Origin of the sequence: Leptobacterium flavescens (genome assembly GCF_010671605.1) — a bacterium.
Lineage (GTDB): Bacteria > Bacteroidota > Bacteroidia > Flavobacteriales > Flavobacteriaceae > Leptobacterium > Leptobacterium flavescens.
This window is the reverse complement of the sequence record NZ_JAABOO010000003.1, coordinates 390,787-406,985: the sequence shown is the minus strand read 5'-3', so window position 1 is coordinate 406,985 and position 16,199 is coordinate 390,787. Positions and strand designations below refer to the sequence as shown.

The window sequence follows — 16,199 nt, the reverse complement described above, 5'->3', positions numbered from 1 at the left end:
CTTAAAAAGAAAAGAGAGGCTGTTAAAGCCTCTCCTCTGTTATTTTCGTATCATTCACTGCGTCTAGAACGGCAGGTCGTCGTGTTCTTCCTCATTAAAATCCTTGGCAGGCTCAAAAGCATCCATTGGAGGTACAGGTGGCATTCCCTGAGGAGCTTCCTCCTGAAGGTTTTCTATCCTCCAACCCTGTATAGAGTTAAAGTACTTGGTCTCCCCCTGAGGGTTTACCCATTCTCTTCCTCTTAAATTAATACTTACTTTCACTCCCTGTCCTACCTGAAAATTATTCAGCATATCGCATTTGTCCTGAACAAACTCAACCAGGATGTGCTGCGGATACTGCTCTTCGGTGGTAATTACCATTTCTCTTTTCCTGAAACCGTTGTTCCCAAATGTTTTGGTCTCATCAATCTGCTTGATCTTTCCTTGTATTTCCATAAATTATTTAGCTAAAAGTACTTTCCACGCCGAAAGTACGTCATTTTTATTTATAAATTCCTGTGCTTTCTGATGAAGCTTAATTTCATCATCGGCACTTAAAACTGCTTTTACTTCGATAGAATTCCCCACAAATTCCTCAATCTCCTCCGTACTGGGCAGGACCTCTATATTTCCAAGCCTTCCCAGGTCGTTTCCGGTAAGTACCTTACTCAACCTGATATGTGCCGGGATCTGATCTACACCGATCCCCAGAGTAGATATGGGTTTAGGCACTTCAAACAGGCCTACATTGGAGCGTCCGTACCAGTTTCCGCCCATACGGCTTACCAGGTCTATCTTATGCTGGTCTATTTTCCCTTCTTCATCCAGGATCTCTTCCTTAATATGAAGTTTAAGTACTTCGCAAAGGATCAGGTTGCCTGCTCCTCCTTCCTGTCCGAGTTCGATAACCTCTCTTACCTTACACTCAAACTGTACCGGAGATTCAGCAACCCTGAAAGGTTTTACCAACTCCGATTCCAGCATGCTAAGCCCAGCTTTTTTAAACTCATTTACCCCTTCCGGATATTCCGTACTGGACAGCGACATCTGATGAACAATATCGTAATTCACCACATTGATGACCACTTCCTTTGTTTTTTTAGCATTTTCCAGGGTGTGCTTGGTGGTATTGTCCCGTACCCTCCTGTTTGGTGAAAAGATCATCATAGGAGGTTTTGAGCTAAACACATTAAAAAAGCTAAAGGGAGACAGGTTGGGGTTTCCGTTCTCGTCTATAGTACTGGCAAAGGCGATGGGCCTTGGAGCCACTGCGCCAAGTAAATACCCATGTAATTTTGCTGTAGGAATTTCGGACGGACTAATTGATACCATTTTCCTGAATAATTGTTTTGACAAAAGTAGCTAAAGTAAGAGAGCTTAAAAAATGATTTTAGTAACAGAACAATATTTTTAAAGCTTTTACCTTATATTTAAACTAACAACCATTTTCTTAATGTCTTTTAGCAAACAAAAAAATATTATTCGCTGGATATTGATCGTGGCTTCCTTTTTTATCGTTTCACTTATCTTATGGAATACCTATTCTTTTTTTCAGAAGTTCAAGGATGAAGAAAGGACGAAAATGCAGGTATGGGCATCCGCTCAGCGAACCCTGAGCACAGCTTCGGGTAATACGGAAATGCAGTTACCGCTTGAGATCATAGCTTCCAACACCTCTAATCCTATGATCCTGGTAAATATTGAAGGAAATATTTTTACCAGTAACTTCGGGGATGATGAGAATGTGAACGACAGTATTTTTATCCAAAGGAAGATCCGTCAGTTTTCGGGTGTGAACACTCCCATCGAAATAATGCATGACGGAGAGGTGCTTGCTACTCTGTACTACGGTAATTCCAGCCTGCTTAACAAATTAAAGTACTATCCTCTGGCACTTTTACTCATCATTATCCTCTTTAGCGGAGTGGTTTATTTCTTTTACCGTGCCTCTACCGTTATGGAGCAGAATAAATTATGGGCAGGGATGGCCAAGGAAACTGCACATCAGATCGGTACACCTTTATCTTCTTTACTCGGATGGGCAGAGATCCTGAAGACCGAAAAGGTAGATCAGGCCATTGTGGAGGAGATCGAAAAGGATATCGACCGGCTGCAGGTAATTGCCGATCGTTTTTCCAAGATCGGTTCTGCAACTATTCTGGAGAAAATGGATGTTATTGAACAAACAAGAGATGCTTACGATTATCTGAAGACCCGAAGCTCTAAACTGGTTCAGTTTAATTTTACAGCTCCTGAAAAACCAATCTATGCCGACCTGAATGCTCAATTGTTCAGCTGGACCATTGAGAATCTCGTGGTAAACGGTATAGACGCCATGAAAGGGAAAGGAACTCTTTCTGTAGATGTCTCCTCAGGCGGAGGCTTTGCAAAGATCAGGGTTACCGATACGGGTAAAGGGATCCCGTGGAACAACCACCAGATCATTTTCGAGCCCGGGTTCACCACCAAGAAAAGAGGCTGGGGTCTCGGTCTGTCGCTGGTTAAGAGAATCGTTGAAGACTATCACAAGGGAAAGGTAAAAGTACATTCCTCTTCCCGGAAAGGAACTACTATGCAAATTTCATTAAAAGTTGTAACTTAATGTTTTAAAAATCAACATGATGGCTGCCTCAAAAGAAAAACTAGTGCTTATTAAAGAAGCCGAACTGACCAATAATTGCCCGGTCTGCTATTCTAATGAAGATCTGGTGCTACTGGTCCATCAAAAATTAATTAAAAACCGTTTTTTTATAAAAGTAACCCGCAATCTGGTCAAGACCATACAGTGTAGAAAATGCAGTTCTGTGATCTATCCGGTAGACTGGACAGATGATATTGAACGGGTTTTTGACTATTACAATAAGATGGTAGAGCCCAAAAAACCTTCTTTGCGCTTTACCTCTTTCTTTTATATCACAACCTTAACGATCATTGCCCTTGCAGGGACTATGTTCTTTTTGTGGTATAAAGAAATTATTTAAGATGGGATCTGATCGCAGAAGCGGTCTCCTCAAATTCTTCCGGGGAAAGCTTCACTTTGTGCTGAAAGGTCATCTCCTTCATATCGTTTAAGGGGATGAGATGCACATGTACATGCGGAACTTCCAGGCCTACTACAGCTACTCCAACCCTTTTGCAGGCTACCGATTTCTCAAGAGCATGAGCCACTTTTCTTGAAAAACTCATCAGTCCTGCATAAAGTTCTTCATCCAGATCGAAGATCTTATCCACTTCTTTCTTCGGAATACACAGGGTGTGTCCTTTTGCATTGGGATTGATATCCAGGAATGCAAAAAAATGTTCGTCTTCTGCAATTTTATAGGAAGGGATCTCTCCGTTAACGATCTTTGTAAATATACTTGCCATGAGCTTTTAACTTAAATATTAGACTATAAAATTACCGAATAAAAAAATCCTTTCCATCAAAAAACAGAAAGGACTACTATATAAAACAATTCTTTTACTCTCTGGTGATGTCCATGATCTCAAACTTCAAGGTTCCGTTAGGTACACTTATCTCGGCAATATCTCCTACCGATTTTCCCAGAAGGCCTTTCCCTATGGGGGAACTAACAGAGATCTTACCCGTTTTCAGGTCGGCTTCACTTTCTGCCACCAGGGTATATTTCATCTCCATTCCGTTGGTTTGATTCTTTATTTTAACTGTAGATAACACCAATACTTTGGAGGTATCTAATTGAGATTCGTCTATTAGTCTGGCATTGGCCAGGGTTTCTTCTAATTTGGATATCTTCATTTCCAGAAGTCCCTGAGCTTCCTTGGCCGCGTCATACTCGGCATTCTCCGATAAATCACCTTTATCCCTTGCTTCCGCTATCGCTTGCGAAGCCTTTGGTCTTTCTATATCTTTAAGCTGATTTAACTCGTCCCTTAATTTTTTTAATCCTTCCGCCGTGTAATAAGATACGTTACTCATAACTTCATCGTTTATAAATACAAAAAATCCCCTCTAAGAGAGGATTTATAACAAATATACAAATTTTTTATACAACATAGTTTTGTTGTAAATTGCATTAAAAAGTAAAAAATGATGAAAAAATTCTTAATGGTTTTTGTGCTTGCAGCCGTGTTATCATGCAGTGGAGATTCTACAGACAGAAATCCATTTTTAAGAGAAGTGAACTTTAGTTTTGAAGTAAATCTTAACCTTCCTTTATACAGCAGTCTCAACACTACGGGAAATGCTGTTTATATAGGGAATCAGGGAGTAGGAATACGCGGTGTTTTTGTAATCAACACCGGTTTCGGGAATTTCCTGGCATGGGAAGCCAGTTGTCCTAACCAGGCGCCCAGCGGTTGTTCTACCATGAATATTCAGGGTGGTACTATGGCAGTATGCCCCTGCGACGATTTCGAATACAGCTTGTTTAACGGGCAGTTACTTACCGAGACCCCCGGAAACGAAAGAAGGTTCGGCTTGCTGAACTACCGTACCAGGGTAAATGACAATATTGTTATTATCTCGAATTAGCAGTTAAAGAATTCACTCCTCCCTGTCCTTCGACTGCGCTCAGGATGACGGGAGGAGGTTTTATATGTTTTAAGGGGATCGCTTCGCTGTACTCGCGATGACTGGTTGAATTCCAAATTCCAAGTACCAAATTCCAATACCCCGAAACATTTGTGAAAGAGTAACACCCCTGCGGTCCCCTCAAGGGGACAATACTAATAGTTAAAAACTAACAACTATCAACTAAAAACTAACAACCAACACCTAAAACTTCAAAGTCACTCCTGCAAGGAAGTTGATCCCGGCCTGAGGGTAAAAGCCTGCACCGTCTAAAGTAGTACGGGTTCCGTCTGGATTATCCACATCAAAAGTGAAATAGAAACCGTTAGAAACATATTCCTCATCAAAAATGTTGTTGATCAGAGCATTAAAGATGATGGATTTAAAAATGCTATTGGTCTTTATTTCATACTGTACATTGAGGTCATTCACAAAATAACTGTCGAGCTTGGAAGTTTCCGCATCGATATTCCCCAGATATTGCTCTCCCACGAACTTAGACAGGAAAGAGAATTGCAGATTCTCCACAGGTCTGAAATTGATAGTATTTCCGGCAATGATGCCCGGAGAGAATGAGATATTGGTATTCCCGAGGTTTTCCAGGACACCGTCTCTCTCAAAGATAAAATCGATATTCTTATTGGTGCTCAATGCCACATTGGGTCTTAGGTCCCATTTATCGGAGATACGGATAGCTGCATCTATTTCCAGTCCTAAACGGAAACTATCTCCGCTGTTCTCCCTGAGCGGGAATCCGGAATTATCCAGTTCCCCCGTAAGTACCAGCTGATCCTTAAACCTCAGGTAGTACACATTGGTATTAACCTTTACATTCGGGCTTCTGTAACGCCATCCCAATTCAAAATCGTTTAGCTTCTCCGGCTTCGGGTTTCCGTTCTCATAGTCGGAACGATTGGGCTCCCTATTGGCACGTGCATAGGAAAAATAGATATTATTGGCACTGTTCAGGCGATAGGTGATCCCCGCCTTGGGGTTGAAAAAATCAAAGCTGTCATCTACACTAAAAGGCACTCTTCCCAATAATTCCCCGTCTGCCTCATAATTTACATTTCTCCACTGCAGGTCTCCGAAGAGTACGATCTTATCGGAAAGGTCATATGTGATTTTCCCGTAAAGATTAAAATCGGTTTTAAAGGAAGTGCTCTCATAAAGCCTGTCGAAGGGTTCCGTATTCCCGGCAAATCTGGCCCAGATGATCTCTCCGAAATGATCGCCTATATACCTGTTCCAGGCTCCTCCCACAATTATATCTACGTCATTCTCTTTGTAGTTTACCGAGAAGGTCGTTCCGTAAAAATCGTTATCCAGCCATCGCCTCCTTACATTATCTGTGGTATTCACCAGTTCTCCGTCAACAGTAATCGGTGTGAGACCTAAAAAGTCGAAAGAAGCTTCATCCGGATCGGCAAAAGAATCCACATACTCCTCAAAAAAGCCTCTTCCCAGGGTATAGTGCAAAGCGATATTGGTACTCCAGTTATCGCTCCATCTTTCATTCCACAATAACTGTGCATGATCCTGTTTGTAATTATCTACCTGATCTTCGTAAAAACCTATGGGATTTCCTTCATCGTCAAACTGCTGCCCCGCCGGATTAAAAGTCCGGTTGGTTCTTAATGTTTCTTCATCTATTCCGAACCAGGACTGATAAGTAATTTCCTGTCCGCCGAACACCAAAGCTTTGATCAGGGTATTGTCGTCCACATAGGAACCCTGAAGAAAATACGATCTCAGATCTGATGAGGCACGGTCCACATATCCATCCGATTTGATAAGCGAAAGCCTTCCGGCCAGTGAAATATGATCGTTTAATTTTCCGGTATTGAATTTTATAGTATGTTTTCTGGAATTAAAGCTTCCGTAGGAATTGGAGATCTCTCCGCTGGCTTTATCCGAAACCGCATCGGTAAGCAGGTTAAGGCTGGCTCCAAATGCTCCAGCTCCGTTGGTGGATGTTCCCACTCCTCTTTGTAATTGCAGGTTTTCTACCGAAGAGGCAAAATCCGGAAGGTTGACCCAGAAGGTTCCCTGCGATTCCGCATCGTTGTAAGGGATCCCGTTAATGGTAACATTTACCCGGGTTGCATCGCTTCCGCGGACCCTGATCCCGGTATATCCTATCCCTGCCCCGGCATCACTGGTCGTAACTACCGAAGGAAGGAAATTTACCAGAAATGGAATATCCTGCGCCAGGTTCCTTGGAGCAAATTCCTCTTTGGAGAGATTTGAAAAGGTTACCGGCGATTGTACATTGGCCCTTACTGCAGATACCAAAACCTCATCCAGGATCTCCACTTTCTTTTTCATCCTGATATTGAGAACCATATCCTGGAAAAGATCTACTTTCCGCTCGACGGTTTCATAGCCAGTATGACTGAAGACAAGCGTATAGCTCTCTTTTTCGAGGTAAAAATTATAATTTCCGTTGGTATCGGTATTTGTTCCGGTAGTGGTTCCCTTAATAAGGACATTTACGTTTGCCAGAGGAGTATTGTTCTGATCTGCGACCCTTCCCCTTATTTCAAATTCCTGTGCCGAAAGCACATTGCTGCAAATAGCAAGCAGCAGCAGAAAAAATCTATTTTTCATCCGTAAAATTCTTTACGAATAAAAGGGGTTATTATTCTTTATTAATCAGGTTGTAATTTAAATTATTGACATTTCCAATGAAGATAGCGAGTTCATAAATACGATGATTCTTTGTTAAAATTAATCTCTTACAAACTCTCCGCTCTATTGACCAAAAACGCATTTTCGGGAAATCGCCAACGCATCGGCTGGCCCCTCGCTAAAAACGTACACCGTACGTTTTTAAAGCGCTCGGTCCTCCCTTAGCAGCATTACCTGCCCAGGTTCATTGGGTATGATCTCAGCTTATCTTAAAAAGTCAAGACAGGCACCCCTTATGAGACGGCGCAAAGATAAAGACTATTTAGGGAATTCTGATCGTATTTAATAGAAAAGCTTTTAATGAAGGCGTATCCCAAAAAAACAAATATAACCCTGAAAGTGTTCTTCAGCTACCTCCTCCTCGGTATCCTGGTTATCGTTGCAGCCTGGTTTATTTATAAGGAATCGCCTGCCTTCTACACCAAAAGCAATTCTTCAGGAGAGAGTGAAAAACTCCTGAAGATAAGCTCCCTGCTGGCCCATATGTATGAAAACGAAAACCTGGCAAAGGCTACGCTATACTCGGCTACCAAGCACAATTTTGACATGTACACCGAAAGTGTTACTTCCATTATTGACGAGATAGATACCCTTAAAAGATCTATCGACATCAGTTATCAGCTTCAGCAATTAGACAGTATTTCCATCCTCTTAAAAAGAAAATATGAGAATATTAAGGAACTGAGACGCATCAAAATAAACAACGAAACCGATATTTCCTTTAAGGTCGGGATAGAAGAACTTACTAAAATGGAATCCTCCCTTGGGAAGATCACTATAGATCATCTGGTGGAAGAACCCGAAAAACTGGAAAGTTATCAGCGGGAAGTGATCGATAAACTGGTGGGTATCCTGAATGAGAATCTGGAGGAAGATCCGGAGAATGCTCCCGGTAAAAAGACGGTGGATTCTATCGTTACGGCTTCCAAATTACTGCTGAAAGATCTGCGTGCAGAGGCTCAAAATGCGAGGGTTTCCCTCCAGGCAAAGGAGAAGGAGCTTGTGGAAAACGATTTTGTCCTCTCTGAACAACTGCGAAAGATCATTACCCATATAGAGTCTGAGATCTTCCTGAATTCCCTTCAGAAAGACATTGCCATGGAAACCGCCCAAAAGCGGACCAATCATATAATTACCTTGGCGGGGATCCTTGGGTTTCTCCTTATTATCCTTTTCTCCTTCCTTATTCTCAGCGATTTCTGGAAAAGTCAGTCGTACCGCAAACAGCTGGAAGAAGCAAAAAACTATGCCGAATCTGTTCTGAACAGCAGGGAACAACTCATCAGGATGGTAAGCCACGACCTTAAAACTCCTTTGAGCTCCATTATCAGCTATACCGATCTCCTGTCGGACAGTTCTATCAGCAACAAGCAACAAAAGTATGTGCATCAACTAAAGAATTCTGCCGGATATATTACAAAACTGGTAGAAGACCTTCTGGCATTTTCCAAACTGGAATCGGGTAGCCTCTATCTTCAGAAAGAAGTTTTTTCACTACGTGAACTGATAGAAGAGGTCATTCATTCGGTCCGGCCGGTATATCAGAAAAAGGCGGTGAATTTTGAGCTTAAACTCCCTTCGGGGATGAAAAACACTTTCTTTAAAGGCGATCCGCTACGGATCAAACAAATTACAACCAATCTGCTTAGCAATGCCTTTAAATACACCCACAAAGGCAATATTTGCCTGGAAATAACCAAAAAAGAACAAGAGGACGGTAAGCTGCTTATTAATATTATTGTTGAAGATACAGGTATCGGCATCCCTAAAGATAAACTGGAATCTGTTTTTAAGGAATTTACCAGAGTGGATGAGGAAATACAGAAAAACTATGAGGGCAGCGGCCTTGGATTAGCCATTTCTAAAAAACTGGCAATAGCCATGGGCGGTGATATTTCGGTACGGAGTGAAAAAGGTAAGGGCAGTGTTTTTAACCTGCAACTCCCATTGGAAAAGGCCAGGAGAAAAAAGAAAAAAACTCTTCCTCCTACGGAAAAAACAGAATCTTCCAAAGGTCTGGTTGCTATTGTTATTGATGACAATAATGCTTTGAGGCGGCTTATTAAAGAGATCCTTCAGAAATGGAATATCCTGGTATTTGATTTTGAGGATGCCTCTCTCGCCTTAAAGGAACTGCCTTCCTTTACCTATGATATTGTCTTTACCGATATTCAGATGCCGCAGATGGACGGTTACAGCTTTGTTTCGGCTCTTAAAAAAAGTCCTCATTACAAGCAGCAGCCCGTCTTTGCCATTAGCGGCGCCCTGAGTGAAGAGCTCCCGGCAGACAAGTCGCAGTTGTTTACAGGCCATATTAAAAAACCCTTTAGTCCGGGGGATATAAAAAACTGCCTGGAAACCCATTTCGAAGATGTTAATTTCTCCTATAGAACGGAAGCTGTTAAGGCAATCAGTCTGAACGGAGAGAGCTATAATTTAAGCGACCTGCTCCAGTTCCTGCAGAACGATCATGCCCTGGTAAAGGAAGTACTCGGCACCTTCCTCAAGAACACTAAACAGGACCTCAGCCGGATTAAAAAAGCCTTTAAAAGCAAAGACCTCAATGCCATACGGGAAACGGCCCATAAAATGAAGCCCATGTATGTTCAGATAAAGGCCAATGATGTTGTTTTTTACCTGAACCAACTCGAAAATACCGATGAAATTTCGATGAGTGGTGGAGTGATCCGCAAGCTGGATGATCTTATCGGTAAGCTGATTCGATCCCTGAGAAAGGAGATTAACTGATCAGGTCGTATTTTTTGAGTTTATTATACAGTGTTTTGCGGTCGATATTTAAAAGCTGAGCCGCCCTGCTTTTGTTATTTCCGGTTTGTTTGAGGGTCTCTACGATCAGTCTGCGTTCTTCCTCTTCGTTAAACAACTCTTTGATCACCTTTTTTCCTTTTTCAAAAAGAACGGGAGGTAAAACTTCTTTGGTGATCTGCTCTCCGCGTGAGAGTAGTACCGACCTTTTAATGACATTCTGAAGCTCCCTCAGGTTGCCCGGCCAGCGATATTCATTGAACAATTGCAGTACTTCCGGGCTAAAACCTTTAATATTCCTTCCGAGGGAGGCATTAGCCGATCTGAGGAAATGATCAGCAAATATTCCGATATCCTGCCGGCGATCACACAATCCGGGAACAATTACCGAGAATTCGTTTAACCTGTGAAAAAGATCTTCCCTGAAATGTCCTTTTTCTACCGCCTCTTCCAGGTTTTCATTGGTTGCTGCCAGTACCCGTACATCAACATCTATTGTTTCGTTACTCCCTATGGGTTTTATTTTTCGTTCCTGAAGTGCCCTTAATAACTGCACCTGGATCTCATAGGAAAGGTTACCTACCTCATCCAGGAAGATCGTACCTCTATCGGCAGCCACAAAACTTCCGGTCTTATTGTCGATAGCCCCGGTAAAAGCACCTTTGAGGTGACCAAAAAATTCGCTGGCTGCGATCTCCTTGGGAATGGCTCCGCAATCGACGGCCACAAAATTACGATCGCTTCTATTGCTTAGCATGTGAATGGTCTTTGCAACCACTTCCTTTCCCGTACCGCTTTCTCCCCTGATAAGGACCGACATATCGGTAGGAGCCACCAACTGAATATGCTCATGAAGTTTCAGGGATTCTGCACTGGTCCCGGGAACAAAGGTTTCCGGAAGCTTTTTGGCAGGCAGTTTTTCTTCGGCCCGTAATTTACTTTTCTGCTCCAGGGCCCTTGAAATAATACTCAGTACTTCATCCTGGCGAAAGGGTTTGGAAATATAATCGAAGGCTCCTTTTTTCATAGCTTTTACAGCGGTGGGAACATCGGCATAACCTGTCATAAGCACTACCGGAAGCTGGCGATCTACCGCTTTGATCTCATCCAGGACCGCAATGCCGTCTTTTTCGGGCAGGCGCATATCGGTGAGTACCAGGTCGAAACCGGTTTCTTTTATGGTTCGTGAAATATTCCGGGCATTAAAATCTGTAGAAACCAGGTATCCTTTTTTGGTTAAAAAGGAAGCCAGCATTTTAGAAAATGCTACATCATCTTCAATAAGCAGGATCTTAGGCATCAGGTTACACTTTGTTTAATATACGTTGAAAAGGCCGGGGCAAGACTTTAAAAAAACAATAAAAAAAGAGGCCGCATAAAGCGACCTCTTACCAAATAGTAACCTGAACAATTGAATATATGCTCAACTCTTATTCAACATCTATCCATTCTCCTTTTTCGTTAGCATAAACAGTCTTGGCTTCGCCCTCTACGCTAAGTTCAAGTTTGTATTGTTTATCCTTATTTACATAGGCTTTTACCAACTCGGCATTCGGATAGTCTTTGGCTAAAGCTTTTTTTACGGCGTCGGGTAGCTCCTCACCTGCAATAGCTACAAATCCGTCCTGAACATAAATAATCTCATCATTAATTGCCGTATCTGCATAAACTCCTGAAACTGTTGCAAAGCCTAACATAAATGCAGAAACGATAAATACTTTTTTCATAATAAATAGGTTTAATTTTTAATGGATATTTTAAACTAAATTACCCTTTTAAGAGGAATTATTGTACCAAAAAGAATATCAGGCAGGATTTTTCGATCAAATACCTAAATATCAGTATTTTAAAAAAATAGATCTGATTACAATGGTTTTTCCAATTGTAGAAAACTGTGGTCTTTCTGTTCCTTTTTGGGGAATATTTCCACAGTATTCAACTCATCTGATGGGCAGGCTTCAACAGGTCGTTTACTGTTTTTACCGGATTGAATGTTATTAAGGGAACTTCAACAAAAAGAGTATTCCAGCGAGCCATGGCCCCGTTCCATAGTCCGGGGAGTTCTAAAGCTTTCAACTTCCTTCCCTGACTTGTTTTATCGGTAATAAATCCTTGTGAAGCATCTACAAAATCCAGCAGGTTGTATTTTTCACCTTTGTAATTCCGCACCCCGCAAACCAGGTCTACCGGATTAAAATGTGTTGAACCCTGAAGGATCTCTTTCTGTTCTTTATCATTTATATCTATCTGGGCCGATTCTATGATCTGCAAGGAAGTATTCCCGTTTTTATTGGTTATCCAGAAGGGCCCTCCTCCGGGTTCTCCCTCATTCTTTACCATACCGCAAATCCTGATAGGCCTGTTGATCACTCTTTGCAGGATAGCCCTGCGATCTCCTGCTTCCATGTCTTTAAAGTCGTCTCCCAGAGAAACATGAAGCTGATCTTCTACAAACTCCCTGATCTTTTTTAATTCTTCTCCGGGAATATCGGCCTCCCTATCCAGAAGTTCCGCAAACCGAAAAGCTGTTTTCTGTACTTCCAGTAATTTTCCGGCCAGGACCTTTTTGTAATCGCAAACCTCATCTTTATAAGTTTTGACCACCACATTATCTATATTCTTAATAAAAATAATATCGGCATCCTGCTCATTCAGGTTTTCTATCAGGGCTCCGTGACCTGAAGGCCTGAAAAGAATAGAACCATCATCTTGTCGGAAGATATTGTTTTCAGGGTCTACAGCAACCGTATCGGTTGAAGGTTTCTGGCAGGAAAAAGACACTTTAAAATTCACCGAAGTTCCTGCTTCCACTTCTTCCTTCAACTTTTTAAATTCATCCTGAAACTGCTCCTTATGAGCCTCAGAAACTGTAAAATGCAGCGTTGAATTTCCACCGGAAGTGCTGTAAACCGCCGCCTCTCTTAAATGTTCTTCAAAAGCGGTCGCCATCCGGCCCTGATATAAGTGAAAAGGGAGCAATCCCTTAGGGTAATCGCCAAAATTCAAGGCATCGGAGTCCAGCATTTCCTTTACGAAAAGATGCTTTCCCTTATCCTCATCAATGCTATGGGTCAGCTTGTCTTTTATCTGCCTGTAAAAAGGGAAATTCTCTATCCTGTCAAAAAAAGTTTTGATATCCGAAGCTTGTTCTCTTTGTATATAGCTATCCAAACTTTCCTTTTCCGGGTCAAAATCCGACAGGAAAGAAAACAGGGATTTAAACATCCTGGTAGCTGCGCCCGATGCGGGAACGAATTTCAGGAGGTCGAGAGTATCTTTAGATCGGTCGAATAGCTCAATATAGGTGTCTTTTTGTTCTTTAGGGCAGGGGCATATCCCGTTATCTACGGTAGCCGATGCAGCCAGACGTACAAAGGGAATACCTTTTTTAAAGGTTTCTATTTGCTGATATAATTTCTCTTCCGTGATCCCCTTTTTCTCAAGGAGCTCCAAATCTCTTTTATCCAGCATGCTTATCATACTTTTTTAGGAGTTTATCTATGGCTTTTACGGCTGTTTCCAATCTGGTTTTTTTATCACCCTTTAGCAAAATATAGGGGCGATCGTATTTTTCGAGCGCATTTCTAAAGTGCTCGAACATTTGCTTTCGCTCATTAGGCTTATCTCTCAGGTCGTCCTCTACCCAGGGAACATCTATATAAGTTAGAAAATAGAGGTCGTAGGTGTTTTCCAGGGCATATTTTTCGAGGACGGGATCGCAGGATCCTATATAATAAGCTTCGGAATACACTTTGGTTTCCAGCAAATCGGTATCACAGATCAGTACCTGAGATGCTTTGGTTGCAAGATCGTTCTCCAGTTTTATCTGACCTTCGGCAATAGGCAACAGATCTTCCGGCTCGCAGGTCTTGCGTTCATTGTTCCATTTGTTCTGCAGGTATTCCCGGGCATATTCGGGCACCCAAACGGTATTGTAGTGCCTTGCCAGCTGTTGTGATAACGTTGTTTTCCCGGTAGATTCGGGACCGAACAATACTATTTTGACAATATTACTTGCCTGTTGTCTAAACTTTTCCTCCATGCTAAATAGCCTTGAATTGCCAGTATGGTAAAAATTAAATATTGCAGAGACAACATTCCCAGTCCCCTGTATGCATAAAGAGGTACGGTGATCAAGTCTCCGAGGATCCAGAGCGTCCAATTCTCTATTTTTTTGGTTGCCATATACCACATGGCAGTGAAAAATACACCAGAAGTAAAAATATCAATATAATTCTCGGTTTTCAACTCATAGTCGAAGAATTTATAAACTCCGTAGGTAATGATCATGGTCAGGACAAATAGTACTATTCCTATCATTTTTTCCCGGGAATTGGTCCGGGAGATGGGAACCACAAATTTATTGTCCTTCTTCCTTGCCCAGTTATACCAGCCGTAAATACTCATGACAGAATAGTAGAAATTCATGGTCATATCGCCAAAATATTGTGCCTTGTACAGCAGGTAAACCGTTATGACAGTCGCTACTAATCCCGTGGGATACACGAGGATATTCTCTTTTTTTGCATAATAGACACTGGCAATTCCGAATAGAAAAGCAATGGCTTCAAGCAGGATAAAAGAGGTGGGTGTTTCCCGGTATGCTTCGATGAAAAAATCAAAAATCTGGCTCATAATCGCTTCTGTCTGACTTAACAATTTTCATATTCAAAAGTACGTGATCGGTATTCGCGAAAGTAGTTTTGATCTCTCTGGTCAGAAAGGGCATCAGGTCGTCATAATCTCCGAAAACCTGTGTACTTAACGGATTTTCCAGCACCGTAAAACCGGAAGCCCTCAGTTGTTTTATAAAAGATTTTATCGGAGTCTCAAAATCGTCCTGAAGCGGAGTCAGGGTCAGTTCAACGGATATCTTCATGTGCTTTCTTTAATTCTTTAAAAAAGTTATGGTCCTGTTCGAAGGCAGTTCCGATAACTACCATGTCTGCTCCCGAAGTATAGGCAGCATCTATCTGTTCTTTCTGTCTGATCCCCCCTCCCACAATAACAGGAATGGATACAGCTGTACAGACTTCCCCGATCAGGTCGGGAGGGATTGGATATTTTGCTCCGCTTCCTGCCTCCAGGTAAATAAGTTTATGTCCCAGAAATTCTCCTGCCAGAGCCGTATGAACGATCTGCTTTCTGTCTTCCGGATCTATCGGACTGGTCCTGCTTACCTTCTGGGTCGAGGTTTTCTTCCCTCCGTCTATAAGCAAATAGGAGGTGGGAATGATCTCCAGTTCGGAGGAAATCAGTTTTGGAACAGCGCGAACATGCTGATCGATCAGGTATTCCGGATTCCTTCCGGAGAGAAGAGATAAAAACAACAGTCCGTCAGCCTCTTCGGTGATCTGGCTCTCATCTCCGGGAAACAAAATAACCGGGAGTACCGTATATTTTTTGATCGCTTTTACCACCTGTTCGGTCATTCCTTCTTCTACCGTACTCCCACCCACAAAAATATGGGTGGCCACCGACTGGTTGACATTCTTAATAAAAGAAGGTATCTCTTCCGGGGAGATCTTGTCGGGGTCTATCAGGACCGCCAGTAATTTTTCTCCGTTAACCCGGGCATTAGCGATATGGCGATACAGGTTGTTTATCATAGTTTTAAGGCATAAGCGCAGCTGAATCCTTCAAATTCCAGGAAATTCAGTGCGTATTTCTGCAAATCCCCTTCGTATTGTATCCAGGCGATCAGTGCGGGTTCTTCCAAGTTAAACGGGATCACCTTGATATTATTTTTAAAACTCACCCCGTTGGTAGCATAAGCCTTGTACAGGCTTTCCTTGGCACACCAGATTACGGTAAGCATCCGTACCATCTCCCCGTTCCGGAGATAGGACATCTCATAATCTACAAATTTATGAGCTATATTCTTAATTTTTTCCCTTTGTTTTTCGATATCGATCCCGATAATGCTATCGCTGACTATGATGGCAGAAAAAATAAAGGAATGTGTAATGGAGATCTTTTTTCCGTCTCTCAGATGCGGCCTTCCTTCCGTATCATAATAAAGATCTGAGGGAGTATAGCCTGCTTCTCTCAGCAATTGCCGGACACTCAGGAAACCCCTTCTGTGGATCTCCGATTTCATAGAATCCAGGCGATTTTGACAATGAGAGGTGAGTTGGATACCCTTTTGAAGAGCCTCCTCAGATTCTTCTATCTTCCAAATCAGAACTTTAGTAGCCGGGTGATCTGTTATACTTTTGTAAAGAGGCAT

General features: G+C 42.1%; 17 protein-coding genes. 4 read left to right on the top strand and 13 right to left on the bottom strand.

The window, feature by feature from the left end; all coding sequences use genetic code 11:
- Positions 1 to 63: 63 nt before the first annotated feature.
- Positions 64 to 438 carry a DUF3127 domain-containing protein gene (locus GWK08_RS14050; protein WP_163607858.1) on the bottom strand — a complete coding sequence of 125 codons (375 nt, stop codon included), beginning with the start codon at positions 436 to 438 and terminating at the stop codon, positions 64 to 66.
- Positions 439 to 441: 3 nt separating this feature from the next.
- Positions 442 to 1,314 carry a flavin reductase family protein gene (locus GWK08_RS14045; RefSeq protein WP_163607857.1) on the bottom strand — a complete coding sequence of 291 codons (873 nt, stop codon included), beginning with the start codon at positions 1,312 to 1,314 and terminating at the stop codon, positions 442 to 444.
- Between the two features lie 121 nt (positions 1,315 to 1,435).
- On the opposite strand from GWK08_RS14045, the gene GWK08_RS14040 reads away from it, so the two are divergent.
- Both GWK08_RS14040 and GWK08_RS14035 read left to right on the top strand, forming a co-directional pair.
- Complete coding sequence (locus tag GWK08_RS14040; RefSeq protein ID WP_163607856.1) at positions 1,436 to 2,584, top strand: sensor histidine kinase; 1,149 nt, start codon at positions 1,436 to 1,438, stop codon at positions 2,582 to 2,584.
- A gap of 19 nt (positions 2,585 to 2,603) precedes the next feature.
- Positions 2,604 to 2,963: a hypothetical protein gene (locus GWK08_RS14035; RefSeq protein WP_163607855.1), complete on the top strand. Its 360-nt coding sequence runs from the start codon at positions 2,604 to 2,606 to the stop codon at positions 2,961 to 2,963.
- Here the strand turns inward: GWK08_RS14035 and GWK08_RS14030 are convergent.
- Entirely contained in the window at positions 2,956 to 3,348 is a 393-nt protein-coding gene (locus GWK08_RS14030; RefSeq protein WP_163607854.1) for an HIT family protein, read from the bottom strand. The genes GWK08_RS14035 and GWK08_RS14030 overlap by 8 nt on opposite strands.
- A 94-nt stretch (positions 3,349 to 3,442) precedes the next feature.
- Positions 3,443 to 3,919: a transcription elongation factor GreA gene (gene greA, locus GWK08_RS14025; RefSeq protein ID WP_163607853.1), complete on the bottom strand. Its 477-nt coding sequence runs from the start codon at positions 3,917 to 3,919 to the stop codon at positions 3,443 to 3,445.
- Positions 3,920 to 4,030: 111 nt separating this feature from the next.
- Here greA and GWK08_RS14020 point away from each other — a divergent pair, with 111 nt between their 5' ends.
- Positions 4,031 to 4,474 carry a Rieske (2Fe-2S) protein gene (locus GWK08_RS14020; protein ID WP_239524925.1) on the top strand — a complete coding sequence of 148 codons (444 nt, stop codon included), beginning with the start codon at positions 4,031 to 4,033 and terminating at the stop codon, positions 4,472 to 4,474.
- Between the two features lie 243 nt (positions 4,475 to 4,717).
- On the opposite strand, the gene GWK08_RS14015 is transcribed toward GWK08_RS14020, so the two are convergent.
- Positions 4,718 to 7,123 carry a TonB-dependent receptor gene (locus tag GWK08_RS14015; RefSeq protein WP_163607852.1) on the bottom strand — a complete coding sequence of 802 codons (2,406 nt, stop codon included), beginning with the start codon at positions 7,121 to 7,123 and terminating at the stop codon, positions 4,718 to 4,720.
- A gap of 381 nt (positions 7,124 to 7,504) precedes the next feature.
- Between GWK08_RS14015 and GWK08_RS14010 the strand changes: the two genes are divergently transcribed.
- Positions 7,505 to 9,952, top strand: a complete 2,448-nt coding sequence (locus tag GWK08_RS14010; protein WP_163607851.1) for a hybrid sensor histidine kinase/response regulator — start codon at positions 7,505 to 7,507, stop codon at positions 9,950 to 9,952.
- On the opposite strand, the gene GWK08_RS14005 is transcribed toward GWK08_RS14010, so the two are convergent.
- The 8 genes from GWK08_RS14005 to GWK08_RS13970 all read right to left on the bottom strand — a co-directional run bounded on the left by GWK08_RS14005 (position 9,945) and on the right by GWK08_RS13970 (position 16,199).
- Positions 9,945 to 11,270, bottom strand: a complete 1,326-nt coding sequence (locus tag GWK08_RS14005) for a sigma-54-dependent transcriptional regulator (RefSeq protein ID WP_163607850.1) — start codon at positions 11,268 to 11,270, stop codon at positions 9,945 to 9,947. The two genes, GWK08_RS14010 and GWK08_RS14005, sit on opposite strands and share 8 nt — an antisense overlap.
- Before the next feature lie 130 nt (positions 11,271 to 11,400).
- On the bottom strand, positions 11,401 to 11,697 hold the full coding sequence (locus GWK08_RS14000; protein WP_163607849.1) for a hypothetical protein: 297 nt from the start codon (positions 11,695 to 11,697) through the stop codon (positions 11,401 to 11,403).
- Between the two features lie 208 nt (positions 11,698 to 11,905).
- The gene (locus tag GWK08_RS13995; RefSeq protein ID WP_317168158.1) at positions 11,906 to 13,441 is read right to left on the bottom strand and encodes a DUF4301 family protein; all 1,536 of its coding nucleotides are present in this window, start codon (positions 13,439 to 13,441) and stop codon (positions 11,906 to 11,908) included.
- Complete coding sequence (locus GWK08_RS13990; protein WP_163607847.1) at positions 13,431 to 14,012, bottom strand: AAA family ATPase; 582 nt, start codon at positions 14,010 to 14,012, stop codon at positions 13,431 to 13,433. The genes GWK08_RS13995 and GWK08_RS13990 overlap by 11 nt, the downstream gene beginning before the upstream one ends.
- On the bottom strand, positions 13,967 to 14,605 hold the full coding sequence (gene pnuC / locus GWK08_RS13985; protein ID WP_163607846.1) for a nicotinamide riboside transporter PnuC: 639 nt from the start codon (positions 14,603 to 14,605) through the stop codon (positions 13,967 to 13,969). The genes GWK08_RS13990 and pnuC overlap by 46 nt, the downstream gene beginning before the upstream one ends.
- Entirely contained in the window at positions 14,589 to 14,849 is a 261-nt protein-coding gene (locus GWK08_RS13980; protein ID WP_163607845.1) for a thiamine-binding protein, read from the bottom strand. Before GWK08_RS13980 ends, pnuC begins: the two co-directional genes overlap by 17 nt.
- Entirely contained in the window at positions 14,833 to 15,579 is a 747-nt protein-coding gene (locus GWK08_RS13975; RefSeq protein WP_163607844.1) for a geranylgeranylglyceryl/heptaprenylglyceryl phosphate synthase, read from the bottom strand. Before GWK08_RS13975 ends, GWK08_RS13980 begins: the two co-directional genes overlap by 17 nt.
- Positions 15,576 to 16,199 carry a 4'-phosphopantetheinyl transferase family protein gene (locus GWK08_RS13970; RefSeq protein WP_163607843.1) on the bottom strand — a complete coding sequence of 208 codons (624 nt, stop codon included), beginning with the start codon at positions 16,197 to 16,199 and terminating at the stop codon, positions 15,576 to 15,578. The genes GWK08_RS13975 and GWK08_RS13970 overlap by 4 nt, the downstream gene beginning before the upstream one ends.